The sequence below is a fragment of the Vibrio sp. 1874 genome, assembly GCF_033344395.1.
Lineage (GTDB): Bacteria > Pseudomonadota > Gammaproteobacteria > Enterobacterales > Vibrionaceae > Vibrio > Vibrio alginolyticus.
The window spans coordinates 302,000-324,754 of the sequence record NZ_JAWPOR010000001.1 but is presented as its reverse complement, the minus strand read 5'-3'; the positions used below and the strand labels follow the sequence as shown (position 1 = coordinate 324,754).

The following is a 22,755-nucleotide window of genomic DNA, read 5'->3' as shown; positions in this document are numbered from 1 at the left end:
AATTGATCAAAATCAAGATCTCGTTCGATTGTCAGATCTATAGTGATCCCATCATCAAAACGAAGATTTTGTTTAAGGTAGAAACCATGATTGAACTTTATTTAGATACTGCTGATGTGGCAGAAGTAAAACGCTTTAACCAGTGCCTACCGCTAAAAGGCGTGACGACAAACCCAAGCATTTTGGCGAAATCAAAACAGGGACTGAATGAAACCCTAGCAGACATGCAAGAAGCACTGGGCGGTACACCTCGCTTTCACGCTCAAGTCGTGAGTTCAACCGTCGAAGGCATGGTGGCAGAAGCACGCCAACTGAATGAATTGCCTTACGATATGGTGGTAAAAGTGCCAGCAACAGAAACCGGCTTGGCAGCAATTAAGCTAATGAAAAAAGAGGGAATTCAGGTTCTTGCTACTGCTATCTATTCAGCTCAACAAGGGTTCCTAGCGGCACTGTGCGGTGCTGACTACCTAGCGCCTTACGTAAACCGCATTGATGCGATGAACGGCAATGGTGTTGAAGTGGTCGCGGATCTTCAATTGTTGCTCGATCAAAACCAACTACCAGCGAAGATTTTGGCAGCCAGCTTCAAGAACACTCAACAAGCGATGGAAGTGATGAAACTGGGCATCGAAGCCATTACATTGCCAACCGATGTGGCGGCACAAATGTTCGCTCACCCAGCAGTAAAACCGGCGGTTGAGCAGTTCGATAAAGACTGGAAAGAGACGTTCGGCGAGAAACTTTCATTTGAAAGCTAATTAAAAGTAAGAACTCAATATCTTAGTCAATAGTAAGGGAATCTTAACTCACCCTGTGCGCCGGTGAGTTTGAGATTCCCTTTTGAATTCATATAAAGAGGTGAGGTTTACAGCAGTTCTCTGTTGGTCAGTGACCAAAGGTACACGCGCTTGAGTAAACTGATTTTGATCCTTTTACGAATACCTCGTTTGGAATGGCGGAGTCGGTTTGGTAGCGCAATGGCTTTCATCTCGTTTTTCATTTCTTTTCCATCCACCAACACAGTAGACCTCCGATGCAGTAAGCCAGCAGATCTTTCCAATCAAATGTGGCGCCCAAAATTACAGCCAGAGGCGATGAAGATTCGATACCAAGCCAAACTGCAACCTGTAACAGTTGCCCTAACTCAACAGCAAACGCAATCAACACCACCAGTGAAACCAGCCAGTTAACGGGCATGGAGAACAAGCTTGCAAGAAAGTAGTAGAGCCAAACCACAACGAGAACATCACCAACTGTCGGACGAATAAAGCTGTCTCGAACATAGAGCGCAATAACGACCAATGCGATAAAACACACCAAGCTTTTCAGTCCATTTTTTACCGAAAATCGCAGGTGGATAGCGCACGTTTCTTCCACCATATTGCTTGGCTGACCAGTAAGAGTGACTCGTTTAAACATCTTCATGATTCGCCTTTGCACTTTCTTCTGCTTTCTTATTTCGTGCGTACCAGTCGATGTTGCGTGTAATAACCATAGTGAAACTCAAAATCGCGAAACACAGTAATGTACCCATGACCAATGCGTAGCTTTCTGCTTGTAGCAAGCCAAACAGTAATCCGTAGAGAGTAAGTAAACACGCTCCGAATATCGCGCCGTGCTTGGTGTTGCTCAACATACCGCTCACGTACACACTTAAAAGCCCCGCCGATGCGACTGCTGACACCACATATGCCCAGTTGAAGCCGAGGTGTTCACTCATCGAAATCAGCAACAGATAGAAAAGCGCTAAAGCCAGACCAATAAAACCGTATTGCACAGGGTGCACCGGACGCGCTTGGAACAACTCCAGTAAGAAGAAACTCGCAAATACTAATGTGATAACCAACAGTGAATAGTTCACAGCTCGGTGAGACTTCAAATAGTGATCAACGGGGTCAATCAAATCTACGCCCATTTGTCGCTGTTCAAGCTCGTGACAAGCGTGATTCGATGACAAACAGCTTTGGAACAGCTGCGCGATATTGGTTGAGAAGTTGTTGCTCGCCCATTGCGCGTTAAATCCATCTTCAGATACTTCTGATGACACCGGTAAGTAATCACCGATAAAGCTTGGATGCGCCCATGTTGAAGAGAGCTCCACTGTTGTTTGACTGCCAATTGGTGTGACTTGAAGCTGTCCCATCCCTTGTAGCAAGAAGTTAAGATCGAATACCAAAGGTTTTGCTGGGTTTAGGTCTGCAAGTGTCAGATCACTGTGGAAGCCTTGTGGTAACTGATTTAACCCCGTTCCCGGTGCGACTTCGATATCAGAGCTCGCCATGGTCATGTCATCCAAACGAATCAATCCACGGCTGTCTTCAATGCCAACGACTAGGCTCATGTTGTCAATATCAAGCCCCTGCAACGCCGCGAGTTCGTCTGCATCAAAAGTGCCTTTCAGTGCCACTTGTGCTTTGTATAAACGCGCGCGGTAAATGCCTCGGTACTTTTCAAAACTGTCCAGATTCGCGCTCATATCAAAAGTGCTAGGTAAAAGAAATTTACGACGCTCTTTAATCTGTACTTTGTCATCTCGGTAACTGGTTTCGGTGTAATTAACCATGATGAATGGACCAATGATGCGCTGTTCGCCGCTGCTGCTGCGTGCGATGTCGTTTCTGACTTCATCTTGGCGATATGAGCGTTCTGAGATCAGCCCTGTGACCATTGAAAGCGGGATTTGCAGTAAGACAAACAAAAACAGCACGAAGGCGAACTTCGTGCCGAGTTGGTTATTGAGGATCTTTTTCATGTTTCATTCTCCATTTGCTGATGGGAGTAATCTAAATCAGCAATTTGGAGAACGAATGGAGCTAATGTGGAGTTTCTATGGAGTTGGTAAAATCAGGGTCACTTTCACGCCAGCATCGACGTTTTCGACTTGCAACTGACCTTTGTGCAGCTTGATCACTTGCTCAACAAAATTAAGCCCGAGCCCAGTGCTCTTAACACCATTTTCCCGAGCGAGGGAGTAGAAGCGCTCGGTTAAACGAGGCATTGCATAGTCGGGAATGTGAGGACCTGAATTGAAAATCGACAGGCACACCTTTTCTTTCGTGACCTCAGTTTTCCATTCAATGCATCCCTCTGAATGAACAAAATCCAGCGCATTGTCCATCAGGTTAAAAACGGCTTGTTTCAGTAAGAAGGCATCACCAAGTACGGAGAGATGGTCATCAATTTGGATTTTGGCAGTGACCGACTTAGCACTCAAACGCGCATCCGCCGACTCAACCACTTCATTGACCATTTGTTCTAGCGAGATAGCTTCGACTTGCTCTAGCTCAGGGCGCTTTTCAAGACGAGCAAGTTCTAGCAACTTATCAATCAATGACTGCATGCGATCGCTCTCTCGCTCAATGTTGCCAGCAAAGCGCGCGACCTTTTCTTCAGGCAACGGCATTTGCAATATTTCACTCGCGCCTTTGATCGCTGATAACGGACTTTTCAGCTCATGAGTCAGCGTCTGTACGTACTCTTCCACATACTGCTTACCATCGAGCTGATTGCGCATTTTCTCTAATGCATCACTTAGCGTGCCGTACTCATAAAAGATACGAAATGTCGGCTTAGAGACCTTTTCACCTTCACCCATTTTGGTCGCGTAGTCTTCTAGCTTGTTCAGTGCTGAGTGAATTCGCCAAGCAAACAATGCCCCTGCCAATAGCACTAAACCACTCATCCACACCATCCAAAACAGCACATTGCGTTTAGAAAGATCGATGAAGGGTTGTACTGAGCGATTGGATTTTGCCACCGTCACGCTGCCAATAATTTCGCCTTTATGATAAATGGGCGCAGCCACGTGCATAACGGTTGAGAGCGGATCTTTCGGGTCTTCGATGGTACTGCGCGCGCCGTATTGACCACGCAACGTGAGATAAACATCGTTCCATTGCGAGTAGTCTTTGCCTACGTCTTGCTGCCAAGAATCCGCAATAACAATCCCTTGTTTATCGGTGATGTAAATTCGATGGTTAATCGCTTTTTTGCCGATTTCCCAAATGCGCGCTTGAGGCTCTCGCTGTCCATAAGCCGTTAATAGTTTGGAGAAGCGATTCTCAGACAACTTGTCATTCGCGACGTCTTCTTCCGCCAATACCGCAAGCAAGTTCGCCATATCCACCAGCGTCTCTTCGGTGGTTTGGCGCACGGTTGGCTTAAGTTCTTGGACAACCGTTTTGCTCACCATGTAAGCCGTCATCCCGACTAAGATGAAGTAGAGAAAAAACAGTCTGAGTCCAAGTGGGATCTTCGGCCAGCGATTCATCATTCACCTTTAATGCAGTAAAAGTAACCAAAGCCACGTTTGGTACAGATGCGTTCAGACATCTCAAACGGCTTCAACTTATGGCGAATGGCTTTGATGTGGGTATCAATATTGCGCTCGTACGCAGCTTCCGGCGCCATGTCAGCAGCGACCATAAGTTGCTCTCGACTCAATACATTGGAAGAGACAGAAATCAGTTTATCGAGGATCTTGAACTCCACCGCGGTCAGCCCAAGCATTTGCCCGCCAACACCGTAGTCGAAGTTCTGCGCAACTAAATCATGGTTCAAATGAGGTTGTTCTGGAACAGCCACAGGCTCTGGTTTGTGCTCCATCATCGGCATTTTGGCTTTGATTCGAAGTTTAATACGAGCCAACATTTCACGCGGGCTAAATGGCTTAGTCACGTAATCATCTGCGCCAATCTCCAAGCCCACTACGCGGTCAATTTCATCGCTTCTTGCAGTGAGAAAGATAATGGGAATATCAGAAAACTCACGGATGGTTTTGCATAATTCAAAACCATTGCCATCCGGTAAGCCTACGTCTAAGACAAGTAACGCTGCAGAGTTATGCTGCAAAAAGGCCAAGCCCTCTCCTGCCGTTGCAAACCACTCTGCGTGGTAGCCATCCATCTCTAATACATGAATCAGGTTCTCTGCGATAGCAGATTCATCCTCGATAATAAGGACGGTGGGTTGTTCGCTCAATGTCTTAGCCTCATTGACGGTGTTTATCTTTATGTTGGTATTATCACTTAATTTGGGGCCAAGGCTAGTGGATTGATGCAGCAAAGGCGCAGTTCGTGGATAATACTAATCAAACACACTTCTATTCAGCATAATAAATTTATCACTTAGATTAATGAGTCACCACAATTGTGGATACAATGATTTCAACCATTGATATGAACAGTGTTCATTTTAAACTCAAGTTATCAATTCGATTTTATTTAAAGGACAGTCACTGATGAAAAGAGCGCTAATCCCCCTGGCTTTACTGACTTTGCTCTCAGGTTGCGCTAGCATGTCTCCGGATGAGTGCAAAACGGCAAACTGGTACAACGTAGGTTATCAAGATGGCCGAGACGGCAACGATCCAAGCATTATCAATAGCTATACCGAAGACTGTGGTGAAGCGGGTGTGATACCCGACCGAGCGAAATGGAAAGAAGGCTTTGATAAAGGCACTATCCAATATTGCTCACCAGACAATGGGTACACTGTCGGTATCGAAGGCAAAGAATATTACGGTGTATGCAGCAGCAAAGAGTTTATTGAGAACTACCAGTTAGGTCATCAAGAATATCAACGCCAGCAACGCATCCAACAAATCGATACTGAAATCTCGGTCATCGATAATCAGCTTGATGGCAATCCAGACAAAGATAATGCCAAGAGACTGAAAGAGAAGAGAAAGCGATTGGCTGACGAGCGTTCAAGCCTCTTGTCGCCAACCATCAACTTGAATCTGAATTTCTAAATCGATTGGATTTAGCTTCTAAAAATTCATGGCCCTAGCTCAGTTCTAGGGTCATGAATTGACTGTTCGGATCGAGTTCGTAATCCCCGAACGGCTCGCAGTACACAAAGCCATGCTTTTCATACAACAGGCGCGCTGGTTTAAAAAACTCCATCGAGCCCGTTTCTAAACTCAAGCGCTGCAAACCTTTTTGCTTCGCTTGCTCAATCACATGAATCAATAATTGAGATGCCACACCTTGGTTTCTTGCCGTAGGCGTGGTGCGCATGGATTTCAGCTCCGCGTGTTGGTCATCCAACTCTTTAATCGCCGCACACCCAAGCAGTTGCTCACCTTTCCATCCGGTCCAAAATGTCACTTCTGGCGCTTTGAGCTTATCTAAATCTAACGCATGCACGCTTTCTGGTGGTGACGTGGCGTACATGTCCTGTAAATGTCCTTCCAACAGCGCAATCACTTGCGGCCGTTCTAAATTGTCGATTTCAATTCTCATCTTTCCATCCTTGGCTTTTAACTATCTAAGTCACCTTAAGTATATGTTTTAAAATTAAATGTCCATCCCAAAACTCAAAGATACCTAGGTTTGTACAAAACTAAGGCGATTGAATAATAGAAAAGCCCCAGCACAGATATCAAAACATCATGTGTTGGAGCTTCATTTGCATTTCTATGTAAGCCTATTCGTAAAGTTCTGGCGTACTTTGTAACTGCTCACTAAATTTGAAAATATCGTCAATTGAGTCGATTGGATGGCGGGTTTCTGTTTTAGCTTCATCAAAGAGGCCAATGTACTTTTGTTTGGTATTGAACCAAAGGCGACATAATGGCTTCCGATTGTTGTCATCAAGCAGGATACCAAAATAACTTTGCGTATCACGGGCGCACACTCGCTGTACATCAACTTGTTGTCGCAATATCGCCTTAACTACATTAAAACCCTCGATCTCTTCATCTGTCGTTTGAACTTTGGGTTTATCTTGAGCAGGTTCGACGGATTCTTCAAAGGTGTTAACGCTATCGTCTACCTTGATCGGTGCTTTATCATCTCCACCAATTGCAGATTTCAATCGAGCATTAATGCTGTCGTTCAAGAATTGTTTTAGGGCCTTCGTTGTAATATCCATGAACTGTGCTTTGACTTTTGCGGTTTGGACGCCATCGTACACTTTTGAAGTAAAGAATTTTACAAACTCCTCTTCAGGGTTCTGAAACTGTTCATGAAGTGCTTTTTTAATTTGATTGAGGTACTTGAGTTCACCGGCAGCATCAACTACAGACTCAACATCAAAAGAAGACTTTGTAAGCTTTTTCACTTCGGGAATTACGTGCTCATCAAGATTGGCAAGATCCAAAGTCAAAAACGGCTTTTCATCCATTTTATTTGGAGCGTCTAAGTCCGTAAAAAACTGATATTCAGATCCATTAGTTAAAATCGCAATACGTGCATTGGTTACTGAAAAATACCGAAACAATTGATTAGCATGTTTAGTGGCCAATGGCTCACCAAATTTTTTACACTCGATAAGAATTTGTACAACCCCATCTTTAATGAGCGCGTAATCTACTTTTTCTCCCTTCTTAGTAGCAATGTCAGCAGTAAACTCAGGGATAACCTCATTTGGATTAAAGACATCATAACCTAATACAGAGTGCAAAAATGGCATTACTAATGCGTTTTTTGTTGCTTCTTCTGTAGCTAAACTCGCTGATACTTGGGGAATTTTTTTGGAAAGAGCTTGAACTCGTTCTATAAAATCCATAATACACTCCATCATATTGTTCATTTAAACACTTAAAGTATATATGACACTGGTATCTTAAAATGTTGTGTAGTTAAAAGTTTGAATGCCATATGCAAACACTCACCCAACAGCGAACTTAAAGCGGTTGTCTCATAATGTGCTGCGGTCCAACGGGGCCGCCGTGGTAAAGCTCATTGGTATCTTCAAACCCTGATTTTAAATAGCACTGATAAGCAGGTATGTTGCGGCAATTCACGGTGAGATAAAGCGCATCAAACTCGGGATAATGGCGTTTGGCGAAATCGGCAAACTGTTGAATGGCTTGCTTGGCGATGCCTTTGCCTTGATGACGGTGATCCACCAGCAAAGCACGTACGCCTAAGCTGTTTTTCGGGCAAAAATCGTATTTCTCACTGTAAGCTGCATCAAATAGAAAAAAGCCAACCACATCATCGTCTGTCAAAATCAGATGCGGAAGTTCTGTAGGTTCAAGACGCGTAAGCATTTCACCCACATCCGCGACCGTAAACTGCGATTGCTCTTCTAGCACGCTAAGTTCGCAAGTTTGTTCATGTCGCTCAGGCGAATACTTTTCAATAGTAATCATAATCTTCCTTGTTGTTTTTATGCTCAATTCATACAGGGTATGTCGTAAATAGAAATACCTAGTGTCGTATTTCCCACTCGCAGGCAAACGTTTAGCACTCTATTATCCTCGCCATTCGATAGAGAGGTTTCCATGTCCCGTTTTTTACTTTGTAGTTTTGCACTCGTTTTACTCTACCCTACTGCCATTGATTTGTATCTTGTTGGTTTGCCTCAAATTGCGTCAGATCTCAATGCCAGTGAATCTCAGTTGCATATTGCGTTTTCGATCTATTTAGCTGGCATGGCTACCACCATGTTATTCGCGGGGAAAATTGCAGACTCTGTGGGACGAAAGCCTGTTGCCGTCGTCGGCGCGATGATCTTCGTGCTCGCGTCTTTTCTCGGCGGAATGGCTGAACAACCAAACGCTTTCTTGATTGCTCGCTTTTGCCAAGGCATCGGTGCTGGATCTTGCTATGTCGTCGCGTTCGCGATTTTACGCGACACGTTAGACGATGAACGCTGTGCGAAAGTATTGTCGATGCTCAATGGCATCACCTGTATCATTCCAGTGATCGCACCCGTGATTGGTCACTTGATTATGCTGAAATTTCCTTGGCCGAGTTTGTTTACCACGATGGCAGGAATGGGCATTCTCGTCAGTGTATTGGCCATTTTTGTTCTCAAGGAATCACTACCCAGCCAACAATGTGAAGAACAGACAACGCCAGAGAGCCATCAAGAGACTTTCTTCGAGCGATTTTTTATCAGTAGGCTGATCATTACTGCACTTGGAGTGACCACCATCCTGACCTTTGTTAACGCTTCACCAATTGTTGTGATGAGTATGCTTGGTTTTGATCGCGGTGGCTATTCTTCCATCATGGCGGGGACTGCGACGATCAGTATGTTGATTTCGTTCTCGGCGCCATTGGCATTGGGGATTTTCAAGCAGCGAACCTTAATGATGAGCTCTCAAGGATTGCTCGTTTGTTCAGCCATCGTGCTCAGTGCAGCCCATTTCCATGATGGACAACCTTTTTACTATGTTTTCGGACTTGGGCTGATTTGCGCAGGCTTCGCTTGTGGCTTTGGCGTGGCCATGAGCCAAGCGCTCAGCCCATTCTCTCAACAAGCTGGCGTGGCAAGCTCGTTACTGGGCATTGCTCAAGTTTGTAGTTCCGCGTTCTATATTTGGTTTATGGGTTTCATCGGCGTTACTGCACTGAATATGTTGGTGTTTATCTTAGTGCTAGGTAGCGTAATCAGCCTTGCTCTAATACTATTGATTCCAAAGCCTGTTCACGATACCCATTATGAAGAAATCCCTAGCGCGACTTGATTTAAACTTACTGTTCACTCTGCAATTATTGTTGCAAGAGCAAAGCGTCTCGAAAGCCTCGAAAAAGCTGAACGTTACGCCCTCTACCGTAAGTAAGTCGCTCAACAAACTTCGTCATTGGTTCGATGATCCTTTGTTTGTCAAAACACCTAAAGGTCTTGCGCCAACGCCCTTGGCGCAAAGCATGGAGCAAGATCTTGAAGAATGGCTGCAAATTGGCTGCCAGATTGCAGAAAAACGCAGCGATATTACGCCTAAAGGAGTGCGTTTTGATATCACGATTGAGTCGCCATTAGTGCTCACAATGCTGGACAGACTCATCGTCGCTATCCACCAGCGATACCCTGAAGCGAAAGTAAAAACCAGTAACTGGGATTACGACTCACTCGACGCCATCATTCGAGGCGAGGCGGATATCGGTTTTACCGGCCGAGAAAGCCACCCTAGATCGAAAGAGTCGTTGGATCTTCTGCCTTATTTCTTGGATTTTGAGATTCTATTTTATGACCTGCCGATGGTGTATTTACATAAAGATCATCCGGCATTACAGCAAGAGTGGAATCTCGAGACCTTTCTGAGCTACCAACACATCAATATTGTTTGGGAAAAAAGTGAAACTTGGGCGTTGGATGAAGTATTAACGGAACTAGGGCTACAGCGCTCTATCGGGCTGACGATGTCCAACTTTGAGCAATCTCTTTTTATGGCAGCGCAGCCGACGCATGACATGATCACCACCGCGCCGCACTATTGCAAAAGTTACACAGAAAAGCTGCATCTCGATTTGGTGTGCTTGCCAATTCCATTAGACCAAGCTCAACAAGACAAGTTACTGATTCCATTTACCATGATTTGGCATAAACGCAATGCGTACAATCCCAAATTGAAGTCATTGTACAAACAACCTTCCCAACCACAGTAAGACTCAGGCTAAGGTCAGGTTTTCTCTGGTTATTTTTAATGACTTTCTTGCTCTGATAGCTATAACTAATCACTTTATCAACTAATAAAAATGTTCTTTTGGATCTACACTAGCTGTTCATTTACACGCTAAGGATCAAGGATGTCGACCTTTTTACTCACTGCCATTGCAATGCTGGCGTTCGCTGCCAATTCATTATTGTGTCGAATTGCCTTGGCAGAAGGGTTAATTGATGCAGGAAGCTTCACGCTCGTTCGATTGATATCTGGCGCGATTACCTTAATCGCAATGCTTGTCGTGAGAGGCCAGTGGAAAACCGATCGGCCAACTTCTCGCTTTCGCTTTTTTGCTGGCGTGGCGTTATTTGGTTACGCTGCCCTTTTCTCTTTCGCGTACTTACAACTGGCGACAGGAACCGGTGCTTTGCTTTTGTTTGGTGCCGTGCAACTGACGTTACTGGCAATCTATTGGTGGCAAGGTGAGCGCTTTCAGTTTCTCGAAATCATCGGTATCGGCCTTTCGATTGTTGGCTTTGTTTGGTTAATGTTGCCATCTGCCACTCGCCCCGATATCAGTTCTGCACTTCTCATGTTGATTTCTGGCGTTTGCTGGGCTGCGTTTACTGCGCTCGGCAAACAAGCGCCTTCTCCAAGTAGTGGCATCACGTGGGGATTCATCGCTGCATCTATAATTGGCATACTCCTATCACCATTGATGCTGTCCTCAATCCACCTTTCTTTGAGCGGAGTGTTGCTCGCTATCGCATCTGGTGCCATTGCCTCTGGCCTTGGTTATACGCTTTGGTACCAAGTCGTACGTAAGCTCTCTTTGCTTCAAGCCGCCGTCAGCCAACTTTCCGTGCCAGCCATTGCTTTGCTACTCGGCAGCATCGTACTCCACGAGCCTCTTTCACTGCATATTCTTTTAACCAGCGGCATCATTCTTGGTGGGATCGCTTTGGTTTTTTTATCTCGATCCAAAAAAACAAACGAACAATCGGCAAGCCGATAAAAAGTAATAACTTTCCCTCTCAAGTACCCATTCATCATCTATGCTTTTTAAAGCAGTAAAGCTCATTGCAGATGGTACAAGTGGTCTGCTTTGGTACCAGGCGAAGAATATAAGGTGAGAATTGGCTCACACAATACAACGATTTTGTTTCAAAAATGAGAATCGTCACAGATCGCGAATTTGCTCGTTTTAGGCGTTTCGCCAATAACGCCAAGGGCTAGCACGAGATCAAGCCAAATACGCACTTTTTGTTTTGACAAAGGGTTTACAAAGCACACTTTTTCACCCGCTATATTCCGCCCCCCGAATTTATTCAGAACAAGATTCTGATTATTCATATAAGAAATTCATCAATTTATAACGATAAGCCTGAGCAAACTTTGACACTATGAACGACAAAATAAAATTCGCTATTAAAGTATCGCTTAGCCTGACTCTGGCTTATCTGATCCCGTTTGCCATGGGTTGGCCGCAAGCATCGACGGCCGCAACCACAGTGATGCTGATTGCATCCACAGGCAGTCGTCGTGAATCACTCGCCAAAGGTACCTTACGCGTGTTTGGTACGTTGGTTGGCGCCGTCGTTGGCTTGTTACTGGTGGGATTGTTTGCTCAAGACCGCTTGTTGTACATGCTGAGCGTGTCGGTTGTGGTCTCATTCATTTTTTACTTCCGTAATGCCTATCAAAAAGATCCTACGCTACTCATGCTGACCGGTGTGATGACGTTGATGATGTCCAATGGCGGTGACGCAGAAGGTGCGTTCCTTTATGGCGTTGACCGCGCCTATATGACGGTGTTTGGGGTGGTGGTTTACACACTCGTGGGGACTTTCTTATTCCCGACCAAAACAGAACAAAACCTAAGGCAGCTCATCGAACAACTCAACCAAGCACAACGCGCGTTGTTCTCCGCTATCTTGCAAAATTTCGAGCAAAAATCGGCAGGGCAAATCTCTCCTCAAGAAGACGGAGAAGAAAATCCAGAAGCGGAAGAGCCACAACCTAGCGTGGACACTCTCATCGAACAGATGTTTGCCGCTCAAAATGCACTCGAACAGCGCTTTGCCACGGTCAGTGTGGAATGCAGCGACGTGTCGGCCTACATGAAAGAGTGGCGCTTGGCAGTTCATTTGAACAAGCAGGTAACGCAACAATTGACCGTCGCGGCGCACAGCCACTTTAGCCACCAGCAAGACCGTGAAAGCATCAGCAACTTTGATCAAGCCGTGGCGGAAATTGACGCGCTATTTGATACCTGCCAACAAGTCTGGGAAAAAAAAGAACCCGCTTATCGTGCTCAGGAATTCAAAGTCAAATACAACCAAGCGTTGCTTGAAGACGCAGCTCACCTAGAGAAAGGCTCTGCGCTTACGCTTGGTCACCTATTGGAACTGATGCATCAAAACTTGTCGCGTTTAGCGGAGAGCATTAGCTGTATTGACTCTGTGACGAACAATGTCTCCTTTGACGTGCCACTGCCGAAACCGAAAGGCAAGTTTCTATGGTGGGACGCAGAAAACTTTAAAACCGCGGTCAAAACCTTTGTCACTTATTGGGTTGCTGGACTGATTTGGATTTATTTCAATCCACCAGGCGGCTATTCATTCGTGGTCTTCTCGACCATGTTTATGTCTTTGCTGTCGTTCGTGCCTGTGCACCCAATTTTGTTGCTTGTGCTGTTCACTTTCGGCTTCTTGTTCGCGGTGCCTTCTTACGTCTTCATTCTTCCGCAATTGGATCTCGGGTTAGAACTTGGCCTGTTCATCTTTATCTACACCTTTATCGGCTTTTATCTGTTTAACGGGCCAGTGACGATTTTCTATATGATTGGCTTGTTTGTTCTTGGTTTAGACAACAACATGTTTTATCACTTCGGGATCCTCATGACGATCATGCTGTTGTTCTACATGGTGGTGTTCATGATTATTTTCGCGCACTACTTCCCGTTTAGCTCACGACCAGAACACCTCTTTTTGACCATAAAAGAACGCTACTTCCGACATACCCGAGAGCTGTTCACTACCTATCAACAGCAGTCCAGCTCGGTTATTACGCCGCTCAAACGGGCCTTGCACTTGGTGACGCTCAATGTCTCATCGAAAAAGCTCAAAGTCTGGGGTTCGAAAATCAACCACAAACACTTTGATAAAACCACGCCAGAAGCGATTGGCGCGTTTAGCAAAGCGTGTGATGTACTCAGTAATCACATCAACATCTTAATGGCCGCCGAGAAAAAGTTGATGGCCAATCCGCTGATTACTCAGCTTCGTCAACAACACCGCGATTCCATCATTCCTTTGATGGCAGGCGCTTTAGCCAGCCATCAAGCAACACAAGAACTCGACTCCGTATTCGACCAATACAGTCAGGATTACCAAACATTCGAAGATAAACTGGAAGATTTTTTTAGTGAGTTGGATTTATCTGACTACGCTTATTCAGAGATAGCCGGTTTTTATATCTTGCTGAATTTAAAACGGAACGTGTTCGAAGCAATCAAGCATTGCAAGCAAACCTACGAGGATATCGATTGGGTGAACTTACAACAGAAGCGTTTTTAAAGGTGGGGATATGATGCTTCCAAAACTAACCAAACCAAGCCTCGCCATACTTTCTTTGCTCGGACTCAGTGCGTGTACCACGGTAGGACCAGATTATGTTCATCCAAAGCAGGCGCCACTGCCAAGTGACTGGTCGGTGCAAAAAGCAGCCAAAGATACGCAGCAATCAGAGCAACAGCTACAACAATGGTGGCAGCAATTTAATGACTCAACTCTTAATCAGCTGGTTGAGTTGGCGAGCAAACAAAACCTCGATTTAGAAGCCGCAGGGCTACGAATTGTCCAAGCACGTTCATTGCTTGGTATTTCGACTGGCTTGCAATACCCACAAGTTCAAACCGTGTCAGGAAACCTAGCGCGTGCCTACGTAAATGATCAGGGCGTGAATAACGCCACTTTGTCGTTTGATGCTGCTTGGGAAATGGATGTTTGGGGCAAGTATGCTCGCGGTATTGAGTCGGCAGAAGCGGGTTACTACGCATCCATCGCATCGTATCACGACATCATGGTCACCATAACCGCCGAAGTGGCGCGCAATTACATCAACTATCGCACATTCCAAGAACGTATTTTGCTGTCTCGCCGCAATATCGAGATTCAAGAGCGTGTCGTACGTATTACTCAGGTGCAGTTCGACTCTGGCAACGTTACAGAATTGGACGTTCAACAAGCTAAAAACCAACTCTACACCACCAAAGCAGCGTTACCGAGCCTCGAAGTGGCAATGAAGCAATCACGTACTGTGTTGGCTTTGCTACTGGGTCTGTTACCAGAAGAAGTAGATCGACTGCTACAGTCGGATGGGATGCACAAGCAAATCGCTGAGTACGAAGCCCAGTTCAAATCGACGGGCAGAAAATCGGCGCTATCGGGCACCGACGAGCGTTCCATTGTGCCACGTCCACCGCTTTTGGATACGCAAGTGGATGCTAACTTAGTGATGCGACGTCCGGATTTGCAAGTCTCTGAGATGCAAGCTCGCGCGCAAAGTGCGCAGATTGGCGTGGCAGAAACCGCTCTGTACCCAAGCTTTTCGTTGTTCGGTTCCATCGGTATCGACAGTACGGTTCCCGATGGCAGCAGTTTCAGTTTTAGCGATTCGCTCACCATGGTGGTTGGCCCAACGTTCAGTTGGAACATTTTCCAATACGGACGCGTGAAAAATAACATTCGTTTCGAAGATGCTCGCTTCCAAGAAACGCTGACGAACTACAACAAAAAGGTACTGCAAGCCGTTAATGAAGTCACCAATGCAATCGAAGCGTATGACCTGTATTTGCAGCAAAAAGATTTACGCTTGCAATCGGTCAACTCTTCCATTCGTGCGTTCAACATATCCATGACACAGTACGAAAACGGACAAATTTCATTCGAACGTCTGCTTAACTCGGTAGAAAAAATGACCCGCGCAGAAGACAGCTACGCAACGATCAAAGGGAACGTGGCGAACCAAGTTGTGGCACTCTATAAAGCCCTCGGTGGAGGCTGGCAAACCCAAACAGGCAAACCTTTCATCAGTGAATCGATTGCCACGCAGATGACAGAGCGCACTGACTGGGGAAGTTATTTAAATGAAGAAAACCGCGTATTGCCGCCTTTGCGACTCGAAACTCCGGCTGAGACCAGTGATGAAAACAAAACGGAGGATCGGTAATGCCTCATGAACTCTCTTGGGGAGACGTTTACTTTTCTCCTACGCTACTCGTGCTCTTTCTCGCCGTCACGGCCACGTGGATAACGGTGATGATATTGAACAAGACACGTTTGTCTCGCTTCATCGCTTTTCCGTCTCTGACGTTTATTGCCATCATGGTCGGTTATGTGGTGGCCATCGACAGCTTTTATATTCAATTTTAGGTGCCAAACAAGATGAAAAAACTATTCGTAATCGCACTCAATCTTGTCATTCTTGGTGGCGCAGCTTGGCTCGGCTATCAAAAGTTTGAGGAATACTTTAATAACCCATGGACACGAGATGGGCAAGTGCGTGCTAACGTCATCAAAGTGGCTCCTCGCGTATCAGGCCCAATTGTAAATGTCGCGGTGCAAGACAACCAAGAAGTAAAAACGGGGGATTTACTGTTTGAAATCGACCCTGCGACTTACCAGGTTGCGTTATCTCAAGCCGAAGTAGCACTGGAGCGCTCCATTGTTAGCTCTCGCGGTAAAAAAATCGAATATGACCGCTTAAAAGACATTCGTGCCAAAGACCGTGGCGCAGTTTCGCACAAGGATCTGATTCGTCGTGAAATCGCTTACGAAGAATCGCTACTGCAAATCAAATCTGCAGAAGAGCAACTAAGATCAGCACGCCTTAATCTCAGCTTTACCAAAGTTTATGCGACCGTCGATGGTTTTGTATCTAACCTCGATATTAGAAACGGTACGCAAGCGGTCGCAAACCAACCACTGCTCGCACTGATCGACAAAAACAGCTTTTGGGTATTTGGTTTCTTCCGTGAAAATCAACTTGCGCAAATCGAACCTGGCAGCCAAGCGCGTGTCACTTTGATGTCACACCCAGACACGCCAATTGACGCGACGGTTGACTCGATTGGTTGGGGTATTGCGCCCAAAGACGGCACGGTCGGCTACAACCTTCTTCCAAACGTAAACCCTGTTTTTCAGTGGATTCGCTTAGCACAACGTATTCCGGTGCGAATCTCCCTACAAGAACTTCCTGAAGATGTTGATCTTCGATTCGGGCTTTCTGCGTCCATCATGGTGATGAAAGAGTCATCCGCAGAAAGTGAACAATAACTAAGTGAGAAGAGCCATGGTCATTGGTAAAAACCTCAAAAACATTAATGAAGAAAACAACTTCTTCTATCTAACCTTAGCGCTAGTGATTTTGTTGCTAGGGAGTGCGATGGCACAAGTCGTAGGTGAAGGGACGATTGAACACATACTTCAGGCTTTCACGGTTCTGACGTTTATCGTCTGTTTTGCGAGCCTTCGCTTTGACAAAACCTGGTCTCGTTTCCTCTATAGCCTGTTTGGTGTTTGGGTTCTTGTGATTGTGATCAAGACCGTTTTCAACATCAGAGAGATGAATGTGGTGATGCTTGCCCTCACCTTTGCGTTCTTTTTCGGCACTTTTAAATCCATCGCAAGACAGATTCTTTTCACCGGCCATGTCAACAGCAACAAAGTCATTGGCTCGGTAGCGCTTTTCTTGCTACTTGGTCTGATGTGGGCGATTGCCTACCTCATTCTGCTTGAGTTTTCGCCTGAAGCCTTTACCGGTATGGAAGCGATTTCTTGGGGGCAGAACTTCTCCAATGCAGCGTATTTCAGTTTCGTTACCTTAACCACGCTCGGTTATGGCGACATTAGTCCTCTAACACCACTGGCTCAAGTCGTGGTGTATTTAGAGGCCATCACAGGTGTTTTTTATATGGCGATTGTTGTTTCAAGTCTCGTCAGTTCTAACATTGATCATCAGGTAAACAAAAATGGATAAACAATCGGTAAAAATCGACAGTAAGCTTTTCATCAGTAATATGGTGGAATCAGCAATACGCATTGGCTTGATCTTTGTCTTGCTGATGTTTACGTACGACATCATCAAACCCTTCATACTTCCGGTTATTTGGGGCGCTATTATAGCCGTCGCTTTAATGCCGCTTACCCAAAAATTGCAGCGTGTATATGGTGGTCGCAGAGGTCTGGCAGCCACAACCATTGCTTTACTTGGTATTGCCCTCCTTGTCACGCCACTTGTTATGGTATCAGGCTCCATTGTGGATGGTGCAACGCACGCGCTTGAAGTACTACAAAATGGTCAAGTGAAAATACCAGGGCCAAAACCTTCCGTAGCGGATTGGCCTATCGTGGGTGATAAGCTCTACGAAGTGTGGACCCTATTCGCTACTAATCTTGAGCAAGCGATTCAAACCTTTATGCCACAAATAAAGGCAGGACTCACATCTTTACTGGGTACACTGGGGGGCGTATTGGGAAGTTTACTGCTTTCAATCTTGTCACTTGCGATTGCAGCAGGTTTCATGACGTACTCTGAATCTGCGGCATCAGGCCTAAGAACCATCGCGATTCGTACCGCTGGTGAAAACGCAAAAAGCTGGACCACGCTTATCGCAGCGACAATTAAAAGCGTACTGCTTGGCGTAGTCGGTGTAGCGGCGATTCAAGCACTGTTGATCGGTGCTGGTTTCTTCGTATTTGGCGTTCCGGCAGCAGGTTTACTCACACTGCTTCTAATGATCTTATGTATCGCTCAGCTCCCGGCGTTGCTCGCAGTGCTACCTGTGATTGGCTTCATGTACATGACCCAAGACACCTCAACAGCAACCATGTTTACTGTTTGGGTCGTAGTTGCGGCTCTTTCTGAAAACCTGTTCAAACCAATGTTAATGGGACGTGGCGTCGACGTGCCAATGCCTGTGATTCTGCTCGGTGCCATCGGTGGTATGCTTTTCTACGGCATCGTTGGTCTGTTCTTAGGTGCCGTTATCCTAGCAATTTGGTATGAGTTATTTGTTTGGTGGTTGAGCATTGAGAAAGCACAACAGCAAGAAGAAATGGCAGAACAACAAGACGCTTCTGATGACCAATCAGAACCTGGACACGGTGCTGGCATTTAATAAATCAATAAGTTAGAAAGAAATTTAATCTATAACTTATGATATCAAACCGCTGCATTTCAGCGGTTTGATTCTATTTGGATCACAGTTTCGTCGTAATAAATGCGATAAAAATGACGTTCTTGTTAAATTTTCATACTTATTACACTTGGGAGTTGCAATCGGGCAATGAACGATGCACTCTCGATGACCACTAATTTGCTTAGGATAAAAACAATGAAATTGATCAAGCCTTTAACTTGTGCGCTTGCTCTCGCAATGAGTGGCATGGCATTCGCAGATGTAACCGTGAGTGTTCCTGACAACGTTTCAGTATTAGCGGCTAACGGTGAAAAAGCAGATCTTTCGGGTGGTTTTTTCGCCTCTGAGAGAACACTGACGTTACCTGATGGCCTTAACCAAGTCGTATTTCGTTTCGCCCCTTACTTCAACCAAGGTAATGACCGTTTAAGTGTTGAAAGCGATGTTATCGTTACACGATTTGACGCGACCAATGCCGAACTCACTCTACAAATGCCAGAATACCGCAACCTACGTGATGCGGAAGAGAAGATCAAAGACTTAGATTGGAAACTGGTTGATGATTCTGGCAACGCAATCGCGGTTGACCAGGACAAGCTGCTCAAACCGGGTATGCAAATCGGTCGTGATTACGTACGTGAAATCGCAGATTACAACCAGGCTGGCGGTGCAGCAGCCGTGGCTTTTGCTGGCGCAGCGACCATGCAGCCAGTCACGCTTCCTGCAAAGGTTCCTGCGGATATGAAGCAAGTGAGAGCAACTGCGGTTAAAGCGGATTCGACAGCTGAAGAGATGCTGCACTTCTGGTACCAAAAAGCAGACGCAGAAACCAAAGCTCGCTTTAAGAAATATGTTAATCAACAGTAAATCTGGTTAACTTTATCGATATTAAAAAAGCCACTTCACGTGGCTTTTTTGATCAAAAATTAGGAAGCTTGGACAACTTTAGTATTGGCGATCAAGTCATGCAACAATCGTCGCTCCGGATGAAAGAACAACAATGCCAAATTTACCAACGGGATCCCCGGAATGAGCATCTCCAGCAAGTAGCTAATAACAAGCCTTAACCCTGCTGTAACTTTCGTTGCCTTACTATCATTTTTCATTACAACTTTAATACCAATCATGCGCATACCAATGGTTTGCCCATGACTCAATGCATTCCAGTTGATCATTAAAACCGTTGGTAAAGAAAGCAAGTAAAACGCCTGAGTTTCACGAACAAGCGTGAGGTTATCTGCTAAAGAGAGCTGAAAGTCGTTAAGAAAAGAGTTAATACTCAATGCGATGATTAACACGACCACCATCGCAAAGAGCAGGTCGATAAAACCAGCAATGATTCTCTGTTGCTTGCTCGCGATAAAAGCATACATGGACTTCAGTCACCTCAATGTAATTGGTTAAGCGAGAATGACTGAGTGTACAGACGCGCAATTGTGAGCGCAGTTTAGGTATTGCCAACATAATATTCAACTAAGAACATACTAAATCGCGATCGTATCTCAAAAGTAATCATTACATCTTGAGCATAACCGTATCAATTTAACAAAACGCTACCAGTAACGTTCGTAAATGATATTTCCCCCAGTTTGATGGCGATACTTTTCCAAGCCTAGCTCTTGTAAAACGGGCACGGTATCTTTGATCATTTGTGGATTCCCACACATCATGACAAAGCTACGCTGAGCTGAGAATGGCGCATCAGCGGCGTTGGACAGTAAACCCGATTCGATGAGTTCAGGAATTCGGCCTTGTAATTTACCGTCAACCACTTCCCTGCTGACTATCGGTATATACTTTAATCTGCCTTCATATCGTTGCTGAAGCTGTTCAATTAGGTATTTATAAACCAGATCTTTTTCGAAACGAACGGCATGAACCAGCACAATGCGCTCATTGTGAGGCGGTAAGTTTATATCATCCAGCAGCGACAAAAACGGTCCAATCCCCGTACCTGTAGATAGCAGCCACAGGTCATGAGCCTGTTTAGGAATAGAATCATGGATTAAATCGCCATGTGCGGTGGTACCGACATAAATGCTATCACCAGATTTAAGCTTTTGGAGCCGTGGAGAAAGTTGTCCTTGAGGGTCGGCTACTATTAGAAACTCCAACCAATCGAATTGCTCGCTTGGCGCATTAACCACAGAGTAAGCGCGGCTGATCGGCTTACCTTCATCATCAAGCAAAGCAAGCTTGGTGAATTGGCCAGCTTTAAAGGAAAGAGGCGCGCCAGATATTCTCAAACTGAACAGCTCACCTGTCCAATCGATGCGTTTCTCAACTCTTGCGAGGTTGAAACCTTTGAGTTCAATCATGAGACACCTCCTATCTGGTTACTCTTAGTTAAACTTACGCCTTCAACTCGATTATGTAAAGTTTCTGGTTTACATAATCAAACCACTATTTCATTTCACATTTTAAAAACAATTTTATTACATATTAAATGATTACATCTAGAATAAATGCTCAAAGTGATAAGTCGCGTCGCAATTTGTGGCAAAGCAGATGAAAAAGGAGCAATAGAAATGGACACACTGTTAAAGGACTTTCCCGTTATCACAGAGATAAAAGTCGCATGGGGTGAAATGGATGCTCTGCAACACGTTAATAACGTGGTCTATTTTCGCTACTTCGAGACCGCACGTTTAGATTACTTCAACAAAATTAACCTGCTGGTCGACCTGCAGACCTCGCAAATTGGGCCAGTACTGAGCGAGACTCAATGCCGCTACAAATTGCCTGTTACTTACCCAGACACGCTATTAGTCGGTTCTCGCGTAATCGACATGCAAGAAGATCGCATCACGATGGAGTACCAAGTGCTGAGTAAGAAGTGGGGTAAAATTGCGACCATCGCGACCGCCACTGGTGTGATGTTTGATTTTAAGAACAACGTTAAAGCTGCGATTCCAGACTACGTTCGCCAGTCGATTTTAGATTTGGAAGGAACTGTGGGTAGCACGCATCATTTAGAGTAGCAAGAAATGAGAGATTAAAGGCGAGGTTCCCGACAGCGATTCTTCATCGCTGTCGGGAATGATGCTGAGGTACCATTCCAACTTACGCAATAAGAAAACTAGCGTCATTCTAGCGAGCCATAGCGAGACTAAGAATCTACTTACCGCTTGCTGCAGACCATAAAGCCATGAATAAACTCAATACAATCTGAGAGTAGATTCTGAATCACGCTCGTTCCTCGCGGTTCAGAATGACGGTTCGAGTTTGGCTCTGACCTCTACAAAACCATCTAAAAAAGCGATTTTCCAGATAAGCCTAAGTGACCATCCGGAAAATCGCTTTAGGCGTATCAGCAGAGCGACTCTTCCAGCCTACGCGATAAGAAAAGCTGCGTCATTCTAGCGAGCCAAAGCAAGACTAAGAATCTACTTACCGCTTGCTGCAGACCATAAAGCCATGAATAAACTCAATACAATCTGAGAGTAGATTCTGAATCACGCTCGTTCCTCTCGGTTCAGAATAACAGTTCGAGTTTGGCTCTGAGCTCTACAAAACCATCTAAAAAAGCGATTCCAGATAAACCTATGTGACCATCCGGAATCTCGCTTTAGACGCATCAGTAGAGCGACTCTTCTAGCCTACGCGATAAGAAAAGCTGCGTCATTCTAGCGAGCCAAAGTGAGACTAAGAATCTACTTGCCGCTTGCTACAGACCATAGAGCCATGAATAAACTCAATACAATCTGAGGGTAAATTCTGAATCACGCTCGTTCCTCGCGGTTCAGAATGACGGTTCGAGTTTGGCTCTGACCTCTACAAAACCATCTAAAAAAGCGATTCCAGATAAACCTATGTGACCATCCGGAATCTCGCTTTAGACGCATCAGCAGAGCGACTCTTCCAGCCTACGCGATAAGAAAAACTTCGTCATTCTAGCGAGCCATAGCGAGACTAAGAATCTACTTACCGCTTGCAGCAGACCATAAAGCCATGAATAAACTCAATACAATCTGAGGGTAGATTCTGAATCACGCTCGTTCCTCGCGGTTCAGAATGACGGTTCGAGTTTGGCTCTGACCTCTACAAAACCATCTAAAAAAGCGATTCCAGAAGAACCTAAGTGAGTCACTCGGAATCTCGCTTTAAACGTATCAGCAGAGCGACTCTTCTAGCCTACGCGATAAGAAAAGTGGCGTCATTCTAGCGAGCCAAAGCGAGACTAAGAATCTACTTGCCGCTTGCTGCA

Annotated in this window: 22 protein-coding genes; 13 read left to right on the top strand and 9 right to left on the bottom strand. The window is 45.3% G+C overall.

Translation table 11 applies throughout. From position 1 onward, the window contains the following. Positions 1–86 precede the first annotated feature (86 nt). Positions 87–761, top strand: coding sequence for a fructose-6-phosphate aldolase (locus R8N46_RS01455; RefSeq protein ID WP_206953154.1), 675 nt, complete (start codon positions 87–89; stop codon positions 759–761). 238 nt (positions 762–999) lie between these two features. On the opposite strand, the gene R8N46_RS01450 is transcribed toward R8N46_RS01455, so the two are convergent. The 4 genes from R8N46_RS01450 to R8N46_RS01435 form a co-directional block, all read right to left on the bottom strand. Next, positions 1,000–1,428, bottom strand: coding sequence for a DUF2809 domain-containing protein (locus R8N46_RS01450; RefSeq protein WP_031781079.1), 429 nt, complete (start codon positions 1,426–1,428; stop codon positions 1,000–1,002). Continuing rightward, positions 1,415–2,755: a cell envelope integrity protein CreD gene (gene creD / locus R8N46_RS01445; RefSeq protein ID WP_005386904.1), complete on the bottom strand. Its 1,341-nt coding sequence runs from the start codon at positions 2,753–2,755 to the stop codon at positions 1,415–1,417. Before creD ends, R8N46_RS01450 begins: the two co-directional genes overlap by 14 nt. Before the next feature lie 75 nt (positions 2,756–2,830). Then, entirely contained in the window at positions 2,831–4,273 is a 1,443-nt protein-coding gene (gene creC, locus R8N46_RS01440) for a two-component system sensor histidine kinase CreC (RefSeq protein ID WP_213874404.1), read from the bottom strand. After that, positions 4,273–4,983 (bottom strand): response regulator, encoded by a 711-nt coding sequence (locus tag R8N46_RS01435; protein ID WP_031781081.1) that lies wholly within the window; start codon positions 4,981–4,983, stop codon positions 4,273–4,275. Before R8N46_RS01435 ends, creC begins: the two co-directional genes overlap by 1 nt. A gap of 259 nt (positions 4,984–5,242) precedes the next feature. On the opposite strand from R8N46_RS01435, the gene R8N46_RS01430 reads away from it, so the two are divergent. After that, positions 5,243–5,755, top strand: coding sequence for a DUF2799 domain-containing protein (locus R8N46_RS01430; RefSeq protein WP_017634421.1), 513 nt, complete (start codon positions 5,243–5,245; stop codon positions 5,753–5,755). Between the two features lie 34 nt (positions 5,756–5,789). Here the strand turns inward: R8N46_RS01430 and R8N46_RS01425 are convergent, their stop codons facing one another. The 3 genes from R8N46_RS01425 to R8N46_RS01415 all read right to left on the bottom strand — a co-directional run bounded on the left by R8N46_RS01425 (position 5,790) and on the right by R8N46_RS01415 (position 8,104). Next, complete coding sequence (locus R8N46_RS01425; RefSeq protein WP_005386911.1) at positions 5,790–6,248, bottom strand: GNAT family N-acetyltransferase; 459 nt, start codon at positions 6,246–6,248, stop codon at positions 5,790–5,792. Between the two features lie 184 nt (positions 6,249–6,432). Continuing rightward, positions 6,433–7,515, bottom strand: coding sequence for a type I restriction endonuclease (locus R8N46_RS01420; protein WP_053303885.1), 1,083 nt, complete (start codon positions 7,513–7,515; stop codon positions 6,433–6,435). 118 nt (positions 7,516–7,633) lie between these two features. Then, positions 7,634–8,104, bottom strand: a complete 471-nt coding sequence (locus R8N46_RS01415) for a GNAT family N-acetyltransferase (RefSeq protein WP_005386917.1) — start codon at positions 8,102–8,104, stop codon at positions 7,634–7,636. 132 nt (positions 8,105–8,236) lie between these two features. Between R8N46_RS01415 and R8N46_RS01410 the strand changes: the two genes are divergently transcribed. The 10 genes from R8N46_RS01410 (at position 8,237) to R8N46_RS01365 (ending at position 19,415) form a co-directional block, all read left to right on the top strand. Continuing rightward, positions 8,237–9,427, top strand: coding sequence for an MFS transporter (locus tag R8N46_RS01410; RefSeq protein ID WP_213972107.1), 1,191 nt, complete (start codon positions 8,237–8,239; stop codon positions 9,425–9,427). Further along, a complete protein-coding gene (yidZ, locus tag R8N46_RS01405) occupies positions 9,402–10,349 on the top strand; it encodes an HTH-type transcriptional regulator YidZ (protein ID WP_213972106.1) in 948 nt (315 codons plus the stop codon). The genes R8N46_RS01410 and yidZ overlap by 26 nt, the downstream gene beginning before the upstream one ends. A 141-nt stretch (positions 10,350–10,490) precedes the next feature. Continuing rightward, positions 10,491–11,360 carry a DMT family transporter gene (locus tag R8N46_RS01400; protein ID WP_137283012.1) on the top strand — a complete coding sequence of 290 codons (870 nt, stop codon included), beginning with the start codon at positions 10,491–10,493 and terminating at the stop codon, positions 11,358–11,360. Positions 11,361–11,748: 388 nt separating this feature from the next. Continuing rightward, positions 11,749–13,923, top strand: a complete 2,175-nt coding sequence (locus R8N46_RS01395) for an FUSC family protein (protein WP_151515291.1) — start codon at positions 11,749–11,751, stop codon at positions 13,921–13,923. Positions 13,924–13,933: 10 nt separating this feature from the next. Beyond that, positions 13,934–15,577: a TolC family protein gene (locus R8N46_RS01390; RefSeq protein ID WP_033906682.1), complete on the top strand. Its 1,644-nt coding sequence runs from the start codon at positions 13,934–13,936 to the stop codon at positions 15,575–15,577. Continuing rightward, the gene (locus R8N46_RS01385; RefSeq protein WP_005374946.1) at positions 15,577–15,780 is read left to right on the top strand and encodes a DUF1656 domain-containing protein; all 204 of its coding nucleotides are present in this window, start codon (positions 15,577–15,579) and stop codon (positions 15,778–15,780) included. The genes R8N46_RS01390 and R8N46_RS01385 overlap by 1 nt, the downstream gene beginning before the upstream one ends. 12 nt (positions 15,781–15,792) lie before the next feature. Further along, positions 15,793–16,683: an HlyD family secretion protein gene (locus R8N46_RS01380; RefSeq protein WP_213969268.1), complete on the top strand. Its 891-nt coding sequence runs from the start codon at positions 15,793–15,795 to the stop codon at positions 16,681–16,683. Between the two features lie 16 nt (positions 16,684–16,699). After that, the gene (locus R8N46_RS01375; RefSeq protein WP_047102392.1) at positions 16,700–17,386 is read left to right on the top strand and encodes a potassium channel family protein; all 687 of its coding nucleotides are present in this window, start codon (positions 16,700–16,702) and stop codon (positions 17,384–17,386) included. Then, the gene (locus R8N46_RS01370) at positions 17,379–18,527 is read left to right on the top strand and encodes an AI-2E family transporter (protein ID WP_005386936.1); all 1,149 of its coding nucleotides are present in this window, start codon (positions 17,379–17,381) and stop codon (positions 18,525–18,527) included. Before R8N46_RS01375 ends, R8N46_RS01370 begins: the two co-directional genes overlap by 8 nt. Positions 18,528–18,743: 216 nt before the next feature. Then, a complete protein-coding gene (locus tag R8N46_RS01365; protein ID WP_213969267.1) occupies positions 18,744–19,415 on the top strand; it encodes a DUF2057 domain-containing protein in 672 nt (223 codons plus the stop codon). 59 nt (positions 19,416–19,474) lie between these two features. Here the strand turns inward: R8N46_RS01365 and R8N46_RS01360 are convergent, their stop codons facing one another. Both R8N46_RS01360 and R8N46_RS01355 read right to left on the bottom strand, forming a co-directional pair. Then, complete coding sequence (locus R8N46_RS01360) at positions 19,475–19,921, bottom strand: RDD family protein (protein ID WP_005374936.1); 447 nt, start codon at positions 19,919–19,921, stop codon at positions 19,475–19,477. Positions 19,922–20,101: 180 nt separating this feature from the next. Continuing rightward, positions 20,102–20,866: a ferredoxin--NADP reductase gene (locus tag R8N46_RS01355; RefSeq protein ID WP_017820554.1), complete on the bottom strand. Its 765-nt coding sequence runs from the start codon at positions 20,864–20,866 to the stop codon at positions 20,102–20,104. A gap of 210 nt (positions 20,867–21,076) precedes the next feature. Between R8N46_RS01355 and R8N46_RS01350 the strand changes: the two genes are divergently transcribed. Continuing rightward, a complete protein-coding gene (locus R8N46_RS01350) occupies positions 21,077–21,529 on the top strand; it encodes an acyl-CoA thioesterase (RefSeq protein WP_213969266.1) in 453 nt (150 codons plus the stop codon). Positions 21,530–22,755 lie beyond the last annotated feature (1,226 nt).

What these genes read in the sequence shown, in the direction of transcription:
- yidZ (WP_213972106.1), top strand. Translation starts at nt 9,402, where the DNA reads ATGAAGAAATCCCTAGCGCGACTTGATTTAAACTTACTGTTCACTCTG.
- R8N46_RS01350 (WP_213969266.1), top strand. Translation starts at nt 21,077, where the DNA reads ATGGACACACTGTTAAAGGACTTTCCCGTTATCACAGAGATAAAAGTC.
- R8N46_RS01390 (WP_033906682.1), top strand. Translation starts at nt 13,934, where the DNA reads ATGATGCTTCCAAAACTAACCAAACCAAGCCTCGCCATACTTTCTTTG.
- R8N46_RS01395 (WP_151515291.1), top strand. Translation starts at nt 11,749, where the DNA reads ATGAACGACAAAATAAAATTCGCTATTAAAGTATCGCTTAGCCTGACT.
- R8N46_RS01375 (WP_047102392.1), top strand. Translation starts at nt 16,700, where the DNA reads ATGGTCATTGGTAAAAACCTCAAAAACATTAATGAAGAAAACAACTTC.
- R8N46_RS01355 (WP_017820554.1), bottom strand. Translation starts at nt 20,866, where the DNA reads ATGATTGAACTCAAAGGTTTCAACCTCGCAAGAGTTGAGAAACGCATC.
- R8N46_RS01410 (WP_213972107.1), top strand. Translation starts at nt 8,237, where the DNA reads ATGTCCCGTTTTTTACTTTGTAGTTTTGCACTCGTTTTACTCTACCCT.
- R8N46_RS01415 (WP_005386917.1), bottom strand. Translation starts at nt 8,104, where the DNA reads ATGATTACTATTGAAAAGTATTCGCCTGAGCGACATGAACAAACTTGC.
- R8N46_RS01360 (WP_005374936.1), bottom strand. Translation starts at nt 19,921, where the DNA reads ATGTATGCTTTTATCGCGAGCAAGCAACAGAGAATCATTGCTGGTTTT.
- R8N46_RS01370 (WP_005386936.1), top strand. Translation starts at nt 17,379, where the DNA reads ATGGATAAACAATCGGTAAAAATCGACAGTAAGCTTTTCATCAGTAAT.
- R8N46_RS01430 (WP_017634421.1), top strand. Translation starts at nt 5,243, where the DNA reads ATGAAAAGAGCGCTAATCCCCCTGGCTTTACTGACTTTGCTCTCAGGT.
- R8N46_RS01400 (WP_137283012.1), top strand. Translation starts at nt 10,491, where the DNA reads ATGTCGACCTTTTTACTCACTGCCATTGCAATGCTGGCGTTCGCTGCC.
- creD (WP_005386904.1), bottom strand. Translation starts at nt 2,755, where the DNA reads ATGAAAAAGATCCTCAATAACCAACTCGGCACGAAGTTCGCCTTCGTG.
- R8N46_RS01385 (WP_005374946.1), top strand. Translation starts at nt 15,577, where the DNA reads ATGCCTCATGAACTCTCTTGGGGAGACGTTTACTTTTCTCCTACGCTA.
- R8N46_RS01380 (WP_213969268.1), top strand. Translation starts at nt 15,793, where the DNA reads ATGAAAAAACTATTCGTAATCGCACTCAATCTTGTCATTCTTGGTGGC.
- R8N46_RS01455 (WP_206953154.1), top strand. Translation starts at nt 87, where the DNA reads ATGATTGAACTTTATTTAGATACTGCTGATGTGGCAGAAGTAAAACGC.
- creC (WP_213874404.1), bottom strand. Translation starts at nt 4,273, where the DNA reads ATGAATCGCTGGCCGAAGATCCCACTTGGACTCAGACTGTTTTTTCTC.
- R8N46_RS01365 (WP_213969267.1), top strand. Translation starts at nt 18,744, where the DNA reads ATGAAATTGATCAAGCCTTTAACTTGTGCGCTTGCTCTCGCAATGAGT.
- R8N46_RS01425 (WP_005386911.1), bottom strand. Translation starts at nt 6,248, where the DNA reads ATGAGAATTGAAATCGACAATTTAGAACGGCCGCAAGTGATTGCGCTG.
- R8N46_RS01420 (WP_053303885.1), bottom strand. Translation starts at nt 7,515, where the DNA reads ATGGATTTTATAGAACGAGTTCAAGCTCTTTCCAAAAAAATTCCCCAA.
- R8N46_RS01450 (WP_031781079.1), bottom strand. Translation starts at nt 1,428, where the DNA reads ATGAAGATGTTTAAACGAGTCACTCTTACTGGTCAGCCAAGCAATATG.